Consider the following 17,046-nt stretch of genomic DNA (forward strand, 5'->3'; position numbering starts at 1 on the left):
CGCGGGCCACAACCGCCGGCCGCCGTACTGGCCCCGGGGATTACGCCCCCGGGCCGATGTGCCGCCGTCGGGCCGCGGCTACCATCGCGCCATGATCACCGAACCCCGTCCGCCGCTGCTCAGACGCCTGCCCGCGGGCGTGTGGGTGGGGGCGCTGTGGACGACCGTGATCGTCTACCGCTTCCTCACCCGCGAGGACGAGCTGCGCCACCTGTTCTCGTACTACGGCAACCCCGAGGACATGCCGATGGTGATCACCGCGGTGGTCACCACCCTGGTCGCGGCGCTGCTGGTCCGGCTGCCGCTGGCCGCCGTCGTGGTGGCGCTCGCGGGCGCCGTCTACGCGCTCGGGATGCGGCAGGTCCCGGAGACCGCGCCGCTCCAGTTCCTGATCGCCGACGGGGTGGTCGGCTACTGCGCGGCCACCCGCTCCCGCCGCCTGTCGCTCAGTGCCCTGGCGCTGCCGATCGCCACCCTCCTGGGGCTGTTCCTCCACGGCGTCGTCAGCGGCTACGCCATCGCGCCGGTCGGCTACGCGGGCCTCGCCGCCACCGTGCTGATCGCCTGGCTGGTCGGCAACACCGTGCACCAGGGCCGCGCCCACGCCGAGGCGCTGCGCGGCCGGGCCCACGAGCAGGCCGTCACCGCCGAACGGCTGCGGATCGCCCGGGAGTTGCACGACATGGTGGCTCACAACATCGGCATCATCGCGATCCAGGCCGGCATGGGCAGCCGGGTCATGGACACCCAGCCCGCCGAGACCCGGGCCGCCCTGGAGGCGATCGAGGCCACCAGCCGGGAGACCCTGGCCGGGCTGCGCCGGATGCTGGGCGCGCTGCGGCAGGGCGAGGGGGAGGCCGCGCCGCTCGAAGCGGCGCCCGGGCTGGGCGAGTTGGACCGGCTGGTGGCGAGGGCGGCGAGCGCCGGGGTCCGGGTGGCGCTCACCTGGCGCGGCGCGGCCCGTCCGCTGCCGCCCGAGGTGGACCTGGCCGCCTACCGGATCGTCCAGGAGGCGGTGACCAACGTGGTCAAGCACTCCGGCACGCGCGACTGCCGGGTCACCGTCGAGTACGGTCCGCGGGAACTCGGCGTCACGGTTCTCGACCTGGGCGCCGGAACGGTGACCGACGGGCACGGCCACGGGAACGGCACCGGCTACGGCCTGGCCGGGATGCGCGAGCGGGTCGCCCTGCTGCACGGAGAGTTCAGCGCCGGCCCGCGCTCCGGGGGCGGCTTCCTGGTCGCCGCCCGACTGCCGCTCCCCGACGGGGCCGCGGCCGACACCGCCGTCGAGACCCCCGTGGAGGTGGGACCGTGATCCGCGTCGTCCTGGTCGACGACCAGCCGCTCATCCGCACCGGCCTGCGGGTGCTGATCGCCGACGCCCCCGACCTGGAGGTGGTCGGCGAGGCCGGCGACGGCGCCGAGGCGGTGGAACTGGTCGACCGGCTGCGCCCCGACGTCGCCGTGATGGACATCCGGATGCCGGGCACGGACGGCATCGAGGCCACCCGCCGGATCACCGCCGACCCGGACCTGCCCACCCAGGTCCTCGTCCTCACCACCTTCGACGACGACGACTACGTCTACGGTGCGCTGCGGGCCGGAGCGAGCGGCTTCCTGGTCAAGGACCTCGCCCTGGAGACCATCCTGGACGGCATCCGGGTGGTCGCCGCCGGGGACGCCCTGCTGGCGCCCGGCATCACCCGCCGGCTGATCGGCGAGTTCGCCGCCCGCCCGGCCGGGGCGCCCCAGCCACGCAGACCCGTCGCCGAGGCCGTCACCGGGCGCGAGCGCGAGGTGCTCACCCTGGTCGGCCGGGGCCTGTCCAACGCCGAGATCGCCGCGGAGCTCACCATCAGCGTGGCCACCGCGAAGGCCCACGTCGCCCGGCTGTTCACCAAGCTGGACGCCCGGGACCGGGTCCACCTGGTCATCCAGGCCTACGAGTTCGGCCTGGTCACCCCGTAGCCCGGTGCCCCGTTTCTCCCCGCTGCCCCGGACTACGGACCCTCGACCTCGCCGATCCGCATGATCCGGCCGTGGGAGTCCAGCACCACGTCGTAGGCGTTCCCGTGGCAGCCGTACGGGGCGTCCGGCTCGCGTTCGGCCAGGCAGTCGGCGATGTGGGTGATCAGCTCGTCGAGGGGGACGGCCCCGGCGGGGTCGTCCTGCGGACCGCCGACCAGGGTCGCGGCCACGCCGGCGCTCGCGAAGCCGTAGTGGACGGGGCTGCCGGCCGGCTCGTAGCGGGCGGAGCCGCAGCCGAACTTGGCGGGCCGGGCGGTGACTTCGGCCGGGCCGGTGGAGACGACGAGCAGGACCTCGTGACCGGGGAGCAGGGTGGGGGCGGCGCACCCCGGTCCGGCGGAGGGCGCGGCGAACGGCTCGTCGGAAGACCCGTCGGGGGCTTCGGGGGAAGCGGAGGAGGAGGCGTCGGAGGAGGGGGAGGCAGCGGGGGAGGCGGCGGGCCAGGACGGTCCGTCCGCCGCGGAGTAGGACTCCTCGTCCTCCTCGTAGAAGAGGTCGTCGTCCTCGTCCAGCAGGTCGTCCGCGCCCTCGTCGGCCATGGCGGCGGCGGAGGCGGCGGCCACCGTGGCGCCGGAGTCGGCGGGCGTGCAGCCGGTCAGGACGGCTGCGGTGCCGCAGGCCAGCAGGGCGGCGGCGAGGAGGGTGCGGGGCGGGGCCATGGCACAAGTCTCCCCGGCCGGCGGCGGTTGTCGGTACCCGCTTGACACGATCGGGGGCAGGCCCGCGGTTCCCTCCCCCCGTCGGACGTGCGGGTCCGGCGGGGGGAGGGAGGTCGATGAGCCGGCGTCAGACCGCCACCGGCCGGCCCGCCTCGTACGCCTCGCGCACCCGGGCCTGCGCCCGCTCGCCCGCCGCCAGGTGGTCGAGGCCGAGCAGCGCCGCGCCGAGCACCGGCGGAGCGACGACGACGCGCGGCTCGGCCAGCGGCGCGGCCTCGGCGAGCCGGGCGGTCAGGTTGTCCAGCAGCAGCGGCTGCCGGGCGGCGAGCACGCCGCCGCCCAGCACCACCGGGGTCGGGGTGTCCAGCAGCTCCAGGCGGCCGAGCGCCACCACCGCGAGCCGGACGATCTCGTCGGCCTGGCGGTCGAGCAGCCCCAGCGCCACCTCGTCGCCCTCGCCGGCGACCGCGAACAGCACCCGGGTGATCTCGTGCAGCCGCGCGCTCGGCAGGTGCCCGAGGTGCACGGCCTCGGCGACGGCCCCGGCGCTGGGCAGGCCGAAGTGCTCGGCTATCGCCCGGGCCAGGCCGGTCGGCCCGCCGCGCCCGTCCTCGGCGCGGACGGCGTGCCACATGCTGGCGACGGCGAGCCCCGAGCCGCCGCCCCAGTCGCCGGTGAGCTCGCCGAGGGCGGGGAAACGGGCGGTGCGGCCGTCCGGCAGGAGGCCGACGCAGTTGATCCCGGCGCCGCAGACCACCGCGACGCCGCGCGGGCCGTCGGTGCCGGCCCGCAGGAGGCCGAAGGTGTCGTTGACGACGGTGTTGCCGACCCCCCACGGGTGGGACTCCAGCGCCTCGCGCAGCGCCTCCTCCTCGACCGGCAGGTCGGCGTTGGCCAGGCAGGCGCTGACGTGGCTGGTGAGCACGCCGCGCCAGGACGGGTGGCCGGCCGCGGCGGCGGCCTGCTCGACCAGCGGGGCGAGGCCCGCCACGGCCGCCGCGCCGCCGATCTTCTGCGGCTCGAAGCCGCCGCCGCGGGCGGTGCCGAGGACGCTGCCGTCGGTGCCGATCAGGGCGACGTCGGTCTTGGAGTTCCCCGCGTCGATGGCGAGGACGCCCGGCAGGAGTGGTTCGGACTGGTGGGTCATCAGGTCCCCGCGGCTCGTACGTGGCCCGGGCCGTGGTCGTCGGCCGGGTGCCCGGCCGTGGTCGCGGCCGGGGAGCCCGGCCGGAGGGTCCCCGGCCGGGGGTGGACGGTCTCCTCGCGCTGCCCGCCCGGCGGCCTTCCGCGGTCGCCGGGCGGGGGAGTCGCGGGCCGGGTCAGGCCCAGGCGAGGTGCTCGCGGTTGTGGGCGAGCAGCCGGTCCGTCAGCTGGTCGGCGAGTTCGATCTGGCCGACCAGCGGGTGGGCGAGCAGGGCGTCGAAGACCCGGTCCCGGCCGCCGCGCAGGGCGGCGTCGAGGGCGAGGTGCTCGTACGCGGTGACGGCGGCGATCAGGCCGGCGTACAGCGGCTCGACGGGCCGCTGCGGCAGCGGGCGCACCCCCCGCGCGTCCACCTCCGCCGGGACCTCGATGACGGCGTCGTCCGGCAGGAAGGGCAGCACGCCGTCGTTGCGGGTGTTCACCACCTGCACGGACGTCCCGCCGCCGGTGCCGAGCAGCGCGGCGATCAGCTGGACGGCCGCCTCCGAGTAGAAGGCGCCGCCGCGCTTGCCGAGCAGTTCGGGCTTGGTGTCCAGGGCCGGGTCGGCGTACAGCTCCAGCAGCTGCCGCTCGATCTCGGCGACCTGCGCGGCGCGCGAGCCCTGCTCCCGCAGCTCGGCCACCACCGCGTCGTGCTGGTAGAAGTACCGCAGGTAGTAGGACGGCACCACGCCGAGCCGCTCGACGAGGGCCTGCGGCAGGCGGAGGTCCTCGGCGATCTCCTTGCCGTGCGAGGCCAGCAGCTCCGGGAGCACCTCGCGACCGGTCGCGGCGCCCGGGGCGTCCAGCAGGGTCACCCCGCGCTCCCAGGTCAGGTGGTTGAGCCCGACGTGGTCGAGCCGGACCAGCTCCGGGTCCACGCCCAGGTGCCCGGCGAACCTGCGCTGGAAGCCGATCGCGACGTTGCACAGCCCGACGGCCTTGTGCCCGGCGTTCCGCAGGGCCCGGGTGACGATGCCGACCGGGTTGGTGAAGTCCACGATCCAGGCGTCCGGGTTGGCCCGGCGCACCTGCTCGGCGATGTCCAGCACCACCGGGACGGTGCGCAGCGCCTTGGCCAGGCCGCCGGCGCCGGTGGTCTCCTGCCCGACGCAGCCGCACTCCAGCGGCCAGGTCTCGTCCCGGTCGCGGGCCGCCTGCCCGCCGACGCGCAGCTGGAGCAGTACGGCGTCGGCGTCCGCGACGCCCGCCGCCAGGTCGGTGGTGACGGTGACGGCCGCGGCGTGGCCCTGCCGGGCGAAGATCCGCCGGGCGAGGCCGCCGATCAGCTCCAGGCGGTCGGCGGCCGGGTCGATCAGCACCAGCTCGCCGACCGGCAGGGTGTCGCGCAGCCGGGCGAAGCCGTCGATCAGCTCCGGAGTGTACGTCGAACCGCCGCCGACGATTGCCAACTTGAGTGCGGACATCAGCCCTTGACCCCTGTCAGTGTCACGCCTTCGATGAAGGCCTTCTGAGCGAAGAAGAAGAGGACGATCACCGGTGCCATCACCAGCAGGGTGGCGGCCATGGTGAGGTTCCAGTTGGTGTGGTGGGCGGCCTTGAAGGACTCCAGTCCGTAACTGAGCGTCCAGGCCTCGTGGTTGTTGCTGGCGTAGATCTGCGGGCCGAAGTAGTCGTTCCAGCAGTAGAAGAACTGGAACAGCGCGACCGCCGCGACGGCCGGCTTCGCCATCGGCAGGACCACCCGCAGCAGGGTGCGCAGGTCGCCGCAGCCGTCGATCCGGGCGGCCTCGATGTACTCCTTGGGGATGGTCATCAGGAACTGGCGCAGCAGGAAGATGGAGAACGCGTCGCCGAAGGCCATCGGGAGGATCAGCGGCCAGAGCGAGCCGTCCATGCCCATCTGCTTGGACCAGAACAGGAACATCGGGATGACGGTGACCTGCGGGGGCAGCATCATCATCGCGACGACCCCCATCAGGGCCAGGTTGCGGCCGCGGAAGCGGAACTTGGCGAGGGCGTAGGCCACCGGCAGGCTGGAGACGACGGTCAGCAGGGTGCCGAACCCGGCGTACAGCAGGGTGTTGCGCCACCAGGTGAGGAAGCCGGGGGTGCTCCAGACCTTGCTGTAGTTGCCCCAGTGCCAGTCGGTCGGCCAGTAGTCGGTGGTGAGCGCCTGTCCGTCCGACATCACCGAGGTGAGGAAGACGAAGACGAAGGGCAGCAGGAAGAACAGCGCGGCGGCGATCGCCACGGTGTGCACGGCCACCCAGTGGAGGAACGCGCGGCGGCGGGCGGCCCGGGCGGCGGGGCCGCCGGACCGGGAGGGGACGGCCGTGGCCGGCCCCGCGGTGAGTGTGGTGCCAAGGGTCATGATCGGGTCCTCCCGGGCCCCGGGCGTGTCTGACGATTCGCGTCGCGAGCCCGACTGGAATCGTCGGACACGTCCTAGTCGTCGCTCGCCATGAAGCCGGAGCGGCGGCGGAGCAGGATCGAGGTGACGGCCATCGAGATGGCGAACAGCACCAGGGCGACGACGCAGGCCGCGCCGTAGTTGTAGCTCTGGAAGCCGAGCTTGTAGACCATCTGCGGCAGGGTCCAGGTGGAGCCGCCCGGGTAGCCGGGCTCGAACTGCTGCCCGGAGTTGCCCGCGATGCCGCTGGCGACCTTCCCGGCGACGTACGCCTGGGTGTAGTACTGCATGGTCTGGATCACCCCGGTGACCACCGCGAACATGATGATCGGCGAGATGTTCGGCAGCGTGACGTACCGGAACCGCTGGAAGGGGCCGGCGCCGTCCAGCTGGGCCGCCTCGTACTGCTCCCGGGGGACGTCCAGCAGCGAGGCCATGAAGATGACCATCAGGTCGCCGACGCCCCACATGGCGAGCAGGGTGAGCGCGGGCTTGGACCAGTCCTCGGAGGCGAACCAGCCGGGCTGCGGCAGGCCGAGGTCGCCGAGCAGGTGGTTGACCGGGCCGGTGCCGGGGTTGAACAGGAAGGCGAAGGCGACGGTGGCGGCCACCGGCGGGGCCAGGTAGGGCAGGTAGAACGCGGTGCGGAAGAAGCCCGCGCCGGTCTTCACCCTGGTGATGAGCATCCCGATGCCCAGGCCGAAGGCGACCCGCAGGCTCACCATCACGACGACCAGCCACACGGTGTTGCGCAGGCCCTGCCAGAAGGCCGGCAGGTGGTTGAAGACGTAGTCCCAGTTCTTCAGGCCGTTGAAGCTCGGGTTGCCGAAGCCGTTGTAGGAGGTGAAGGAGAAGTAGGCGGTGGAGATCAGCGGGTAGGCGAAGAAGACGCTGAAACCGATCAGCCAGGGGGAGAGGAAGGCGAGGGTGCGGGCCGCCTCCCGGCGGCGCTTGCGGCGCAGCAGGTGCTGCGTGCCGGGCGCCGCCGGGCCGGTCGGTGCCGCGTCGGCCTCGTCGTTCCCCTTGCGGGTGCCGAACGCGAGTGACATGGGAGCTCCGTGGACCGTTCCCGGGCCTACTTGGCCTGGGCGATGTCGGTGTCGATCTGCTTGGCCGCGGCGGCCAGGCCCGCCTGGAGGTCGGCCTGCTTGCCGGACTCGTAGTCGTAGCCGAGGTTCTGCAGGGTCACGATGTAGGCGCCGCCGTTGGCGGCCGGCGGGGTGGTGCCGGAGTGGGGGTTCCTGGCGACGTCCAGGAAGGTCTTGAAGTTCTCGTCGGCGGCCAGCTTCGGCGAGTTGAGCGCGTCGAAGGTGCTCGGCACGTTGTGGATCGCGTTGGCGAAGTTCACCACCGCGTCGGTGTCCGTCGTCAGGTACTTGACGAACTCCCAGGCGGCGGCCTGCTTCTTGCTGGTGCTGGCGATGCCGACGATGGTGCCGGTCTGGTAGCCGCGGCCGTAGGTGTCCGCCTGGTCGTCCGGGACGGGGAAGGCGGCGGTGGCCCACTCGAAGCCGGGCTTGTTCTCGGCGAGCGAGGCGGTGCGCCACTCGCCGTCGAGGATCATCGCGACCTGGCCGGTGTGGAAGGGGTTCTTGGCGCTGAACTCCTCGCCGAAGGTGGCGCGGTACTTCTCCAGCTTGGCGTAGCCGCCGAGCTGGTCGACCAGGCCCTTCTGCCACTTCAGCATCGCGGCGACCTTCGGGTCGGCGGCGATGCTCGACTTGCCGTCGGCGCCGAAGTAGCTCGGCCCGTACTGGCCGAGGTAGTGCTCGGTGGTGGACTCGTAGCCGTGGTACAGCGGCATGAAGCCGAGCTGCTTGTAGGAGTCGCCGTCGGCCTGGGTCAGCTTGACGGCGTCCTCGGCGAACTCGCTGAAGGTCTTCGGCGGGTTGGCGATGCCGGCGTCGGCGAAGGCCTTCTTGTTGTAGTACAGGCCGTACGCGTCGCCGAGCAGCGGCAGCGAGCACTGGTTGCCCTTGAACTGGGTGTAGGCGAGCATCGCGGCCGGGAAGGTCTTGGCCGGGTCGATGCCGCTCTTGTCGAGCATCGGCTTGAGGTCGGCGAAGGCCTTGGTCGAACAGAACATGCCGACGTTGTTGGTGGTGAAGGAGGAGACCACGTCCGGTGCGCTGTCACCACCGGCCCGCAGCGCCTGGTTGACCTTGTCGTCCGGGATGTTGCCCACGGCCTTGACGTGGATGTTGGGGTGGGCCTTCTCGAAGGCGGCGATGTTGTCGTTGATCGCCTTGGTCTCGTTGTCCTGGCTCCAGCCGTGCCAGAAGGTGATGGTGACGTCCTTGCCGCTGGCCGAGTCGTCGGTGCCGCCCGAGTCGCTGGAACCGGTGCAGGCGGAGGCGAGCAGGGCCAGGACGGCGCTGCCGGCGACGGCGGCGATCGTGCGACGGCCTCGGCGGGAGGTGGTGGCGTGCACTTCGGGATCCTCCTGGGAGTGCGCGGGCAGGCCTCGTTGCCTCGGGTCCCGCGTTCGGGGGTTGGGGAGAGGTGGGTGCAGGTGGGCGAGGTGACAGCGGGAGCGTCAGCGGGTGGACGTCAGTGGGTGGAGAAGACCGCCTCGCGGGCGTCGGACAGGGCACGTTGCAGGGCGCCGAGCAGGACCGGTGAGCCGGGCAGGGCGCTGCTGCGGACCTCCGGCCGGGCGATGGAGATCCGCGCCAGTTCGTCCTCGACGAGGGCGCGCAGCCGCTCGCCGCCCGCGCTCGGCACCACGCCGGAGAGGACCACCAGCTGGGGGTCGACGACGGCGACGATCACCGCCAGCCCGACGGCGAGCCGCCCGGCCAGCTCGGCGAGGAAGGCGTCGCCGGCGCCGGGGGTGGCCAGCGCCTTGGCGATGGACTCCTGCGCGGTGGCCGCGCCGAGCCCGTGCTCCCGGGCCAGGGCCCGGACGGCGGGGGCGCCGACCAGGGCCTGGAACCCGCCGAACTTGCGGCGGCGGGCGTCCCACTCGACCGGGGAGTCGGGCAGCGGCATGTAGCCGACCTCCCCGGCGCCGCCGGTGAAGCCGCGGTGCAGCCGCCCGGCGATCACGATCGCCGCGCCGACCCCCGCCCCGGCCCAGAGCAGGACGAAGTCCTCGAAGCCGGCCGCGGCGCCCGAGGACTGCTCGGCGACGGCGGCCAGGTTCACGTCGTTCTCGATCGACACCGGCGCGCCGATCGCCGCGGTCAGCTCCTCGACCAGCCGCGGCGAGTGCCAGCCCGGCAGGTGGGAGGCGTAGCGCAGCCGGCCGGTGACCGGGTCGGGAGCGCCGCCGACCCCGACCGCGGCGGTGCGCAGCGAGCCCTCGGGGAGGCCGGCGGCCCGGACGGCCGCCGCCACCGCGGCGGCCACGGCCGACACGGTCCCGGCGGCCGGGACGCCCTTGGTCGGCATGGTGTGCTCGGCCAGCGTGGTGCCGGTGATGTCGGCGACGGCGACCCGGATCTCGCTGTTGGTGACGTCCAGTCCGGCGACGTACCCGGCGGCCGGATTCACCTGGTACAGCCGGGCGTTGGGCCCGGGCCCCCCTGCCGTGGTGCCGACCGGCAGCACCAGCCCGGCCGCCTCCAGCCGGGCCAGCAGCTGGGAGGCGGTGGGCTTGGAGAGGCCGGTGAGGGTGCCGATCTGGGTGCGCGAGAGCGGCCCGTTCTCCAGCAGCAGTTCGAGGGCGGCGCGGTCGTTGATGGCGCGCAGCAGGCTGGGGGTGCCGGCGAGGGGGGCCTTGGCGGTGCTCTTGGTCATGCCCGGAATCCTCCTCTTTCGGCTCGCTCCGGTGAACTGTTAGGAAACTTTCCAGTCGCTTGGCAAGGACCGTAAGGGCCGTGTCGTCGGGGTGTCAATGGTGGGTGGAGCGGAGGATGCCGAAGCGTTACCGGACAGCCCGAAGGCCCCGCCCCCACCGTGCCCGGGGTGGGAGCGGGGCCTTCGGGCGGTCCGTCGGGGAGCCGCTACGCCTTCGCCGGGTCGTCCGCGCCCTTCGCGGACGGGATCGGCTCGGCGGCCTTGAAACGGGCGGAGTTCGGGTCGGCGAGCGCGGACGGCGCGGCCTGCTCGGCGGCGGGTACCGGGGAGGGCGCGATCACCACGCCGGTCGCCCCCGCCGCCGCGGCCGCCGGGACCTCCTCCTTGACCTTGATGCCGGCCCGGTCGAAGGCCGTCTTCAGCCGCTGGCGCAGCGCCCGGGAGACGGAGAGGGCCTTGCCCGGGGCCGTCCGGGCCTCGACCCGCAGCACCACCGAGTCCGGGGCGACCGACTCCACGCCCAGGATCGACACCGGCGCCCAGATCAGCTCGTCGTACGGGGCCTCCTTGGCCATCAGCTCGGCCGTCGCCAGGATCAGGTCCTCGACCCGGACGAGGTCCTCCTTGTACCCGACCTGCACGTCCACCGAGGCGGTCGCCCAGCCCTGGCTCATGTTGGCGATCCGCTTCACCTCGCCGTTGCGGATGTACCAGATCTCGCCGTTCGCGCCGCGCAGCTTGGTCACCCGCAGGCCGACCTCCAGCACGGTGCCGGTGGCCACCCCGGTGTCGATCTCGTCGCCGACGCCGTACTGGTCCTCCATGATCATGAAGACCCCGGAGAGGAAGTCGGTGACCAGGTTGCGGGCGCCGAAACCGATCGCCACACCGGCCACACCGGCGCTCGCCAGCAGCGGCGCCAGGTTCACCCCCAGCGCGGACAGCACCATCAGCGCCGCCGTGCCCAGGATGGTGAAGGAGGCCACGCTGCGCAGCACCGAGCCGATCGCCTCCGAGCGCTGCTGGCGCCGCTCCGTGTTCACCACCCCGGTGTTGGCCAGCAGCCCGCCCAGCCGGCTCTCCTCCTGGTGCTCGGAGGTGCGCGCCATCCGCCCTATCAGCTGGGTGATGAGCTTGCGCACCACGGCCCGCAGCACCAGGGCCAGCACGATGATGAAGACGATCCGCAGCCCGGAGGCCAGCCAGCCCTGCCAGTGGGTGTCGAACCAGCTGGCGGCCTGCCGGGTGGTGTCCGAGACCTCCTGCGCGCTGGTCGGGATCCGCAGGTCGAACTCGGGCAGCTGCGCGGTGGGGCTTGGGGTCGGCGTCGGGGTGGCGAGCGCGGCGGACGCGTCGGACGGACCGGTGGCACCGGAGCTGAACACGTGCGGACCTTCCTGGCTGGGTGCGTGGTGGTCCGCACCGCCGACGAGCGGCCCGCGGACCGTGAGCGCTAGCCTATCCGCCGCACGATGCCCGCCAGGACGCGCCGGGAACCTCCCGCGAGCGTGCCCGAGGGCGTACGGAGCGTCCCGAACGCCCCGTCAACGCCCCCGCACGCTCCCTCTCCACCCGGGCCGCGAAGCCGTCCGGGGCCGTCCGCGGCCGTCCGGGGCCACTCGGGACGCTGCTCCGGACGGCCGAACCCTGCCCCCGGAGGCCCACCCGGCAGGGTCACCGGGGCGGGCCGCACCGCCACCCGGGTGCAACCCGACCTTCCCCCGGGCATACCGGCTATGACAGAGACCACACCCGGAGTTCGCGTCAGGTCCGTTACACAGGAGTGGTGGCGCCGTACAAAGGCGTAAGGCGACACTGGGGGAGATCGCGCACGCGTGGCGCGGTCCAACCGCTCGTCCCGGCGCGAGCCACGCGCCGCAGGCGTCCAAGGAGGCATCCGTGCCGCATGTCCTGGTCCTCAACGCGTCCTACGAGCCGCTCGGCGTCGTATCGATGCGCCGCGCACTCATCCTGGTCCTCAACCACAAGGCGGTCAGCCTGGAGGACTCGGGAGTCACTCTGCACAGCGCCACCAGCGCCCTTCCGGCGCCGTCCGTCGTCCGTCTGACCCGCTTCGTGCGGGTCCCGTTCTGCGGGCCCGTCCCGCTCACCCGCCGGGCGCTGTTCGCCCGCGACCACGGCCGCTGCGTCTACTGCGGGGCCGCCGCCACCAGCGTCGACCACGTCATCCCTCGCAGCCGCGGGGGCCAGCACCGGTGGGACAACGTGGTGGCGGCCTGCCGCCGCTGCAACCACACCAAGGCCGACCGCCACCTCACCGAACTCGGCTGGCGGATGAAACGACCACCCGCGCCGCCCAGTGGCCTGGCCTGGCGCATCATCGGCACCGGGATCAAGGACCCGCGGTGGCGGCCCTATCTGGAACCCTACGGCGGCGGTGACCAGCTGCGCGCCCCGCAGTGGGGCGAGTACGAGCACCACGACCGTACCGAGCAGCCGGTCCACCCCGTCCCGCTCGGCCGGGCGCACGCCGCCCACCCCGCCCCCGTCCGCCGCGGCGAGCAGCCCGCACCGCTCTCCGCCTGACCCAGCTCCACAAGGGCCCGCCCGTCACACCGTCGGTACGCGCCTCATGGGCCGCCGAGCCCCCCGCACCGGGGAGCCGGCGGCCCGCCGCGTTCCCGGGGACTTGCCGGGGCCGGCCGTGCGTCCCGCCGCGTTCCGGGGGACCTACCCGGAACCGGCCGTGCGTCCCGCCGCGTTCCGGCGGCCCTTCCCGGGACCGGCCGTGCGGGCCGTCACGGCTTGGTCGCCGCCGGGGGCGCCGCGGGGGCGACCGGCGCGCCGCCCGGCTGGGCCGGCTGCCCGGCCGGGGGCTGCGGCGCGGCCGGCGGGGCCACCGCGTACAGCTCGACGCCCCACAGCGAGTAGCCGTACTTGGTCGCCCGCGCCACGCCCTGCACCCGGACGTACCGGACGCCGGGCGCGTCGAAGCGCACCGTCTCGTCGCCGCCCTTGCCGCCGTCCACCGTCGCCGCGTCGGTCCAGGTGTTCCCGTCCGCCGAGACCTGGATCCGGTACGAGGCGGCGTACGCGGCCTGCCAGTGCAGCACCGCCGCGCCCAGCCGGGTCGCCTGCGGCAGCTCCAGCCGCACCCAGGCGTCGTCCTTGGCGGGCGAGGACCAGCGGGTCTTCGGGTCGCCGTCGGTGACCGCCGAGGCCGGGAAGTTCGCCGTCTCGTCGCCCGAGGAGGTGGCCTTCGCGCCGACCGCCAGGTCCGGACCGCCGGTGGGCGGCACCACGTGCACCTGGAGCAGCTGCCGGACGGTCGTCCCGCCGGACACGAACTGCACCGGCACCTGGTACGTCCCGGACGGCGTCTCCGCGGTGGCGTTGACCAGCAGCGGCACGCCCACCCGGCCGCCGCGCGGCACGGTCACCGGCCCGGCCGGGGTCACGGTCAGGCCCTTGGCGGCGGCCGGCACCTCGGTGCGCAGCTCGCCGGTGGTGCCCTCGGGGCGGCCGGCCTCCACGGTGGCCCGGGTCTGCACGGGCGCGGCGGCACCGGTGACCACGTCCAGGGCCGGGTCGGAGAGGCTGAGCCGGGCCGCCGGGGCGTCCGCGTACCAGGGGATCACCTGGTTGACCACCGGCGGGTCGCCGCCGGGCCGCCAGGTCAGCCGGAAGGCGTCGGCGGCCAGCCCGCCGGCCGGCAGCTCGTTGTAGCCGGGCTGCACGGTGCCGATGTCGGCCCAGGTGCCGTCGGCCCGGCGCACCGCGACGGTGGCGGTGGCGCGCACGGCCGGGTCGGTCAGCACGGTGAGCCGGTCCAGCGGACGGGCCGCGCCGAGCTCGACGACGAGCGGCTCGTCCAGCGCGGTCGGCGCGTTGGCGGCCCGGTACGCGGTGTCCGGGTTGCCGTCCAGCACGGCGGCGGCGGGGGAGCCGGGCGCCGCGTCGGGACCGCCGCTGACGCTGGCCGGGGAGTCGTCCGGGGCGGTGACGGTGAACTCGCGCACCGCGACGGCGGTCTTCTGCGCGGCGGTGGCCCGCAGCCGCACGGCCCGTACCACGGTGCCCGGCGGGAGCTGGGCGCTGACCGTCTTCTGGTTCCTGACGGTGGCGAGCTGCTTCCAGCCGCCCTCGCCGGTGGAGTACTCCAGCACGCCGTCGCGGATGTAGTCGTCCGTGGCGGTCCGGGCGTCCGGGCCGTTGCCCCAGCCGCCCATCAGCACGGTCACGCCGCTGACCGGGCGGCCCGCACCGAGGTCCAAGCCGACCGCGTCGCCGGGCTGCGGGGGAGCGGAGCTCCAGTAGAAGGTGTCGGCCACGCCGTCGGTCATCAGCGCGGGCAGGTGGTCCTGCGCGGTGCCCATGGTGGTGGTCGGGGCGACCGCGCCGCCGCCCACGCCCGACCAGTTGTCGGCGGCGCGCACGGCCCGCTCCAGGAACGGGGCGAGCACCCCGGCGCCGACGGTGGCCGGGGCCCGGTCCAGCTGCTCGCGCAGCCGGTTGAGCTCGACCCGGGCCTTCCAGGCCGCCGTGCCGTCGCCGCCGTGCTGCGCCAGCAGCATGTCGAGGGCGGCCTGCCCGGCCAGCCCGTAGTCGCGCAGCGGGCCCAGCCAGGGCGCGGCCTCGGCGGCCAGCTGGGTGGTGGCCGGGGTGCCCGCCAGGGTCTGCTGGGCGGTGGCCATGCTGGCGAAGGCGTCCCGCAGCGGGGCGGCGGCCTCGATCAGCCTGGCCAGGTCGGGGGTGCTGCCGGAGGTGGGCTCGGCGGCCGCCCAGAACCGGTCCAGCAGCGGCGTCAGATAGCCGGACTCCTGCTTGGACAGCGGCGAGGAGGTGCTGTTCCCGGCCAGCGCGGTGACCGCGGACAGCGCCGTCCCGGCGGGCGTCGGGGCGGCGCCGGTCGGCCCGGCCAGCGACCGCACGGCGGCCTGCCAGGACTCCTGCGGCTGGTACCCGGCCGGGTTCCAGGCGAAGTCGCCGGCCGTCGAGACGGCGATCCGGGAGGCCACCGGCTGCCGCATGGCGCCGGTCAGCAGCACCGCCGAGCGGGTGGCCACCTCCGGGTCGCGCCCGCTGTAGGCGCCGAGGAAGAGCCGGTCCGGGCTGGCGTCGTTGACCGGGTAGTTGTCCATGGTGAGCAGCGGGCGCCCGTACAGCCCGGCGGTGTCCGAGGCCTGGGCGCCGGTGATCTTCTCCGGGATCACCCCGACCCCGCTCCAGGCCACCTGCACGCCCTCCGGCAGCGCCGCCGCCAGGGCCTTGCGGTACGGGGTGGAGCCCTGCTGGTGGTACTCGGTGGGGACGACGGACAGCGGCGCCAGGCCCGGGTTCCGCGCGATCAGCCGGTCCTGCACCTTCCGCACCAGCGCGGCCTGCGCCTTGGCGGCGGCGGTGGGCCCGGAGCCGTACTCGTCACTGTCGTCGTCGCAGTGCCACTCGTCGTAGCTGACGTCCAGGAACTGCAGCTGGAAGGCGGTGAAGCCGAGCTTGCGCAGCCCGTCCAGCTTGTTCACCAGGGCGTCGACGTCCTTGCCCGAGCTGAAGCAGAAGGACTGCCCCGGGTCGATCGCGTAGCCGAGCGTGACGTGGTTCTGCCGCGCCCGGAAGCCCAGCTCGCGCAGTTCCTCGGCCTGCGCCTCGGGGTAGGCGTCGCGCCAGCGGGAGAGCCGGTACGGGTCGTCACCGGGGGCGTAGAGGTAGAAGTTCTGCTTGGAGCGGCCCAGGAAGTCGACCTGCTCCAGCCGCTGCTGGGCGGTCCACGGGGTGCCGTAGAAGGCTTCCGCGGTGCCGCGCACCGGGGTGCCGGTCGGCCAGTCCCGCAGCGTGATCCCGGGCAGTCCGAGCCCGGCCGCGCCGGGCGCCTGGCCCTGCCCGGCCGGTACGGCGGCGAGCAGCTGACGCAGGCTCTGCGCGGCGTAGAAGGTGCCGGTGGCGTCCACGCCGGACAGCACCACGGCGCCGTACGTCCCGCCGCCCTGGGCGGGCAGCTGACCGGCCGCCAGCACGTAGCCGCCGGCCGGCATCCCCGCGGTCGTCGGCCCGGTGCCGTCCTTCCCGCCGGCCGCCGCGGACAGCTGCCGCAGCACCCGGTCCACCTCCCCGTCGGCGCCCTCGGCGGGCCCGCCGACGTACACCACCAGCGCGCCGGCGGCCGGCGTCCCGCCGTCCGGCTGCGGCGTCACCTCGTCCGCCCCGGCGACCTCCAGCACCTCCCGGACGGCGTGCACCGCCCCGAGGTCCACCTTGGGGGCGGTCACCAGCGTCACCGCGGAGGGCACCGCGACGGGCCTGCCCGCCACGGTCTGCTGCTGCGGCTTCGGGAACACCTTCGGGTCGGTCACGCTGCCCAGCGGCGTCTGCGGCGCGGTGCTCACCACGTCCGGCGCCGAGGCCGCCGCGTATGCCGTCGACGGCAACGAGCCCGCCAGCAGCCCGCCGACCACCGCCGCGGCCGCGACCCCGGCGGCGATCTGCATCGTCCGCCGGCCCGGGCGGGCCTCCCGCACCGACGCCAACAGCGGCTCCGTCCCCTTGAGATCGGCGATCAGCCGGTCCGCCGTCCGCGGCGCCAGCTGACGGCACGTCCGCGCGGTGGCCCGCCGCGCCACCACCGCCGCGGGGTGCTGCAACACCTCCCGCAACGCCGGACTCTGCTCCAACTGCGACCGCAGCCGCCGCCCGGCCACAACGGACACTCGGGCTTGCACAGGAGCCTCCTCGCCAGGCCACGACCACATCGCCGCCACCCCACCAGCTGGCCAACCCGGGTGTCAACGCCATCGACGGATATTCCCACCTTGCCCCGATTTGTCTCTTCACCCGAACCGCCCCCGACACCACGTCAGGGCCCGCGCCGCCCCCGACACCACGTCAGGGCCCGCGCCGCCCCCCGACGACACGAGCCCCGACGCCTACCCGGCCCCGAAGGTCAGGAGCGCGGCGGAGCCGGCGGCACCGCCGTCCTCAGTGTCGGCGCCGGCCCCGCGCGCGGGGCCGGCGGGGCCCGGCCCGGCAGGTTGGCTCGGCCGTCGTGTCGCGCTGGGTGATCGTGGCGTCACGCGGGTAGGACTGTGGCTGTCCCGACCGGGC

Annotated in this window: 11 protein-coding genes and 1 pseudogene; 3 read left to right on the forward strand and 9 right to left on the reverse strand. The window is 74.4% G+C overall.

The window, feature by feature from the left end:
• The first annotated feature begins 91 nt into the window (after window positions 1–91).
• Window positions 92–1,318, forward strand: a complete 1,227-nt coding sequence (locus ACFY0X_RS25755) for a sensor histidine kinase (protein WP_387757911.1) — start codon at window positions 92–94, stop codon at window positions 1,316–1,318.
• The gene (locus ACFY0X_RS25760; RefSeq protein WP_387757912.1) at window positions 1,315–1,971 is read left to right on the forward strand and encodes a response regulator; all 657 of its coding nucleotides are present in this window, start codon (window positions 1,315–1,317) and stop codon (window positions 1,969–1,971) included. The genes ACFY0X_RS25755 and ACFY0X_RS25760 overlap by 4 nt, the downstream gene beginning before the upstream one ends.
• A gap of 32 nt (window positions 1,972–2,003) precedes the next feature.
• On the opposite strand, the gene ACFY0X_RS25765 is transcribed toward ACFY0X_RS25760, so the two are convergent.
• The 8 genes from ACFY0X_RS25765 to ACFY0X_RS25800 all read right to left on the reverse strand — a co-directional run bounded on the left by ACFY0X_RS25765 (window position 2,004) and on the right by ACFY0X_RS25800 (window position 11,372).
• Complete coding sequence (locus ACFY0X_RS25765; RefSeq protein WP_387757914.1) at window positions 2,004–2,690, reverse strand: hypothetical protein; 687 nt, start codon at window positions 2,688–2,690, stop codon at window positions 2,004–2,006.
• Between the two features lie 127 nt (window positions 2,691–2,817).
• Window positions 2,818–3,837, reverse strand: coding sequence for an N-acetylglucosamine kinase (locus tag ACFY0X_RS25770; RefSeq protein WP_387757916.1), 1,020 nt, complete (start codon window positions 3,835–3,837; stop codon window positions 2,818–2,820).
• A gap of 172 nt (window positions 3,838–4,009) precedes the next feature.
• Window positions 4,010–5,299 (reverse strand): 6-phospho-beta-glucosidase, encoded by a 1,290-nt coding sequence (locus ACFY0X_RS25775; RefSeq protein ID WP_387757918.1) that lies wholly within the window; start codon window positions 5,297–5,299, stop codon window positions 4,010–4,012.
• Window positions 5,299–6,207 (reverse strand): carbohydrate ABC transporter permease, encoded by a 909-nt coding sequence (locus tag ACFY0X_RS25780; protein ID WP_387757920.1) that lies wholly within the window; start codon window positions 6,205–6,207, stop codon window positions 5,299–5,301. Before ACFY0X_RS25780 ends, ACFY0X_RS25775 begins: the two co-directional genes overlap by 1 nt.
• Window positions 6,208–6,281: 74 nt before the next feature.
• On the reverse strand, window positions 6,282–7,295 hold the full coding sequence (locus ACFY0X_RS25785) for a carbohydrate ABC transporter permease (RefSeq protein ID WP_387757921.1): 1,014 nt from the start codon (window positions 7,293–7,295) through the stop codon (window positions 6,282–6,284).
• Window positions 7,296–7,321: 26 nt separating this feature from the next.
• The gene (locus ACFY0X_RS25790) at window positions 7,322–8,677 is read right to left on the reverse strand and encodes an ABC transporter substrate-binding protein (protein WP_387757922.1); all 1,356 of its coding nucleotides are present in this window, start codon (window positions 8,675–8,677) and stop codon (window positions 7,322–7,324) included.
• A 119-nt stretch (window positions 8,678–8,796) separates the two neighbouring features.
• A complete protein-coding gene (locus ACFY0X_RS25795; protein ID WP_387757924.1) occupies window positions 8,797–9,987 on the reverse strand; it encodes an ROK family transcriptional regulator in 1,191 nt (396 codons plus the stop codon).
• 206 nt (window positions 9,988–10,193) lie between these two features.
• A complete protein-coding gene (locus ACFY0X_RS25800; protein ID WP_387757926.1) occupies window positions 10,194–11,372 on the reverse strand; it encodes a mechanosensitive ion channel family protein in 1,179 nt (392 codons plus the stop codon).
• A gap of 514 nt (window positions 11,373–11,886) precedes the next feature.
• Here ACFY0X_RS25800 and ACFY0X_RS25805 point away from each other — a divergent pair.
• A pseudogene (locus ACFY0X_RS25805) lies at window positions 11,887–12,390 on the forward strand (HNH endonuclease); the annotation flags it as partial.
• A gap of 356 nt (window positions 12,391–12,746) precedes the next feature.
• On the opposite strand, the gene ACFY0X_RS25810 reads toward ACFY0X_RS25805, so the two are convergent.
• On the reverse strand, window positions 12,747–16,589 hold the full coding sequence (locus ACFY0X_RS25810) for a beta-N-acetylglucosaminidase domain-containing protein (RefSeq protein WP_387758038.1): 3,843 nt from the start codon (window positions 16,587–16,589) through the stop codon (window positions 12,747–12,749).
• Between the last annotated feature and the right edge of the window lie 457 nt (window positions 16,590–17,046).

Origin of the sequence: Kitasatospora sp. NPDC001547, from assembly GCF_042894165.1 — a bacterium.
GTDB lineage: Bacteria > Actinomycetota > Actinomycetes > Streptomycetales > Streptomycetaceae > Kitasatospora.

Coding starts and splice junctions, on each gene's coding strand:
- ACFY0X_RS25785 (WP_387757921.1), bottom strand. CDS start 7,295: ATGTCACTCGCGTTCGGCACCCGCAAGGGGAACGACGAGGCCGACGCG.
- ACFY0X_RS25765 (WP_387757914.1), bottom strand. CDS start 2,690: ATGGCCCCGCCCCGCACCCTCCTCGCCGCCGCCCTGCTGGCCTGCGGC.
- ACFY0X_RS25795 (WP_387757924.1), bottom strand. CDS start 9,987: ATGACCAAGAGCACCGCCAAGGCCCCCCTCGCCGGCACCCCCAGCCTG.
- ACFY0X_RS25770 (WP_387757916.1), bottom strand. CDS start 3,837: ATGACCCACCAGTCCGAACCACTCCTGCCGGGCGTCCTCGCCATCGAC.
- ACFY0X_RS25775 (WP_387757918.1), bottom strand. CDS start 5,299: ATGTCCGCACTCAAGTTGGCAATCGTCGGCGGCGGTTCGACGTACACT.
- ACFY0X_RS25780 (WP_387757920.1), bottom strand. CDS start 6,207: ATGACCCTTGGCACCACACTCACCGCGGGGCCGGCCACGGCCGTCCCC.
- ACFY0X_RS25755 (WP_387757911.1), top strand. CDS start 92: ATGATCACCGAACCCCGTCCGCCGCTGCTCAGACGCCTGCCCGCGGGC.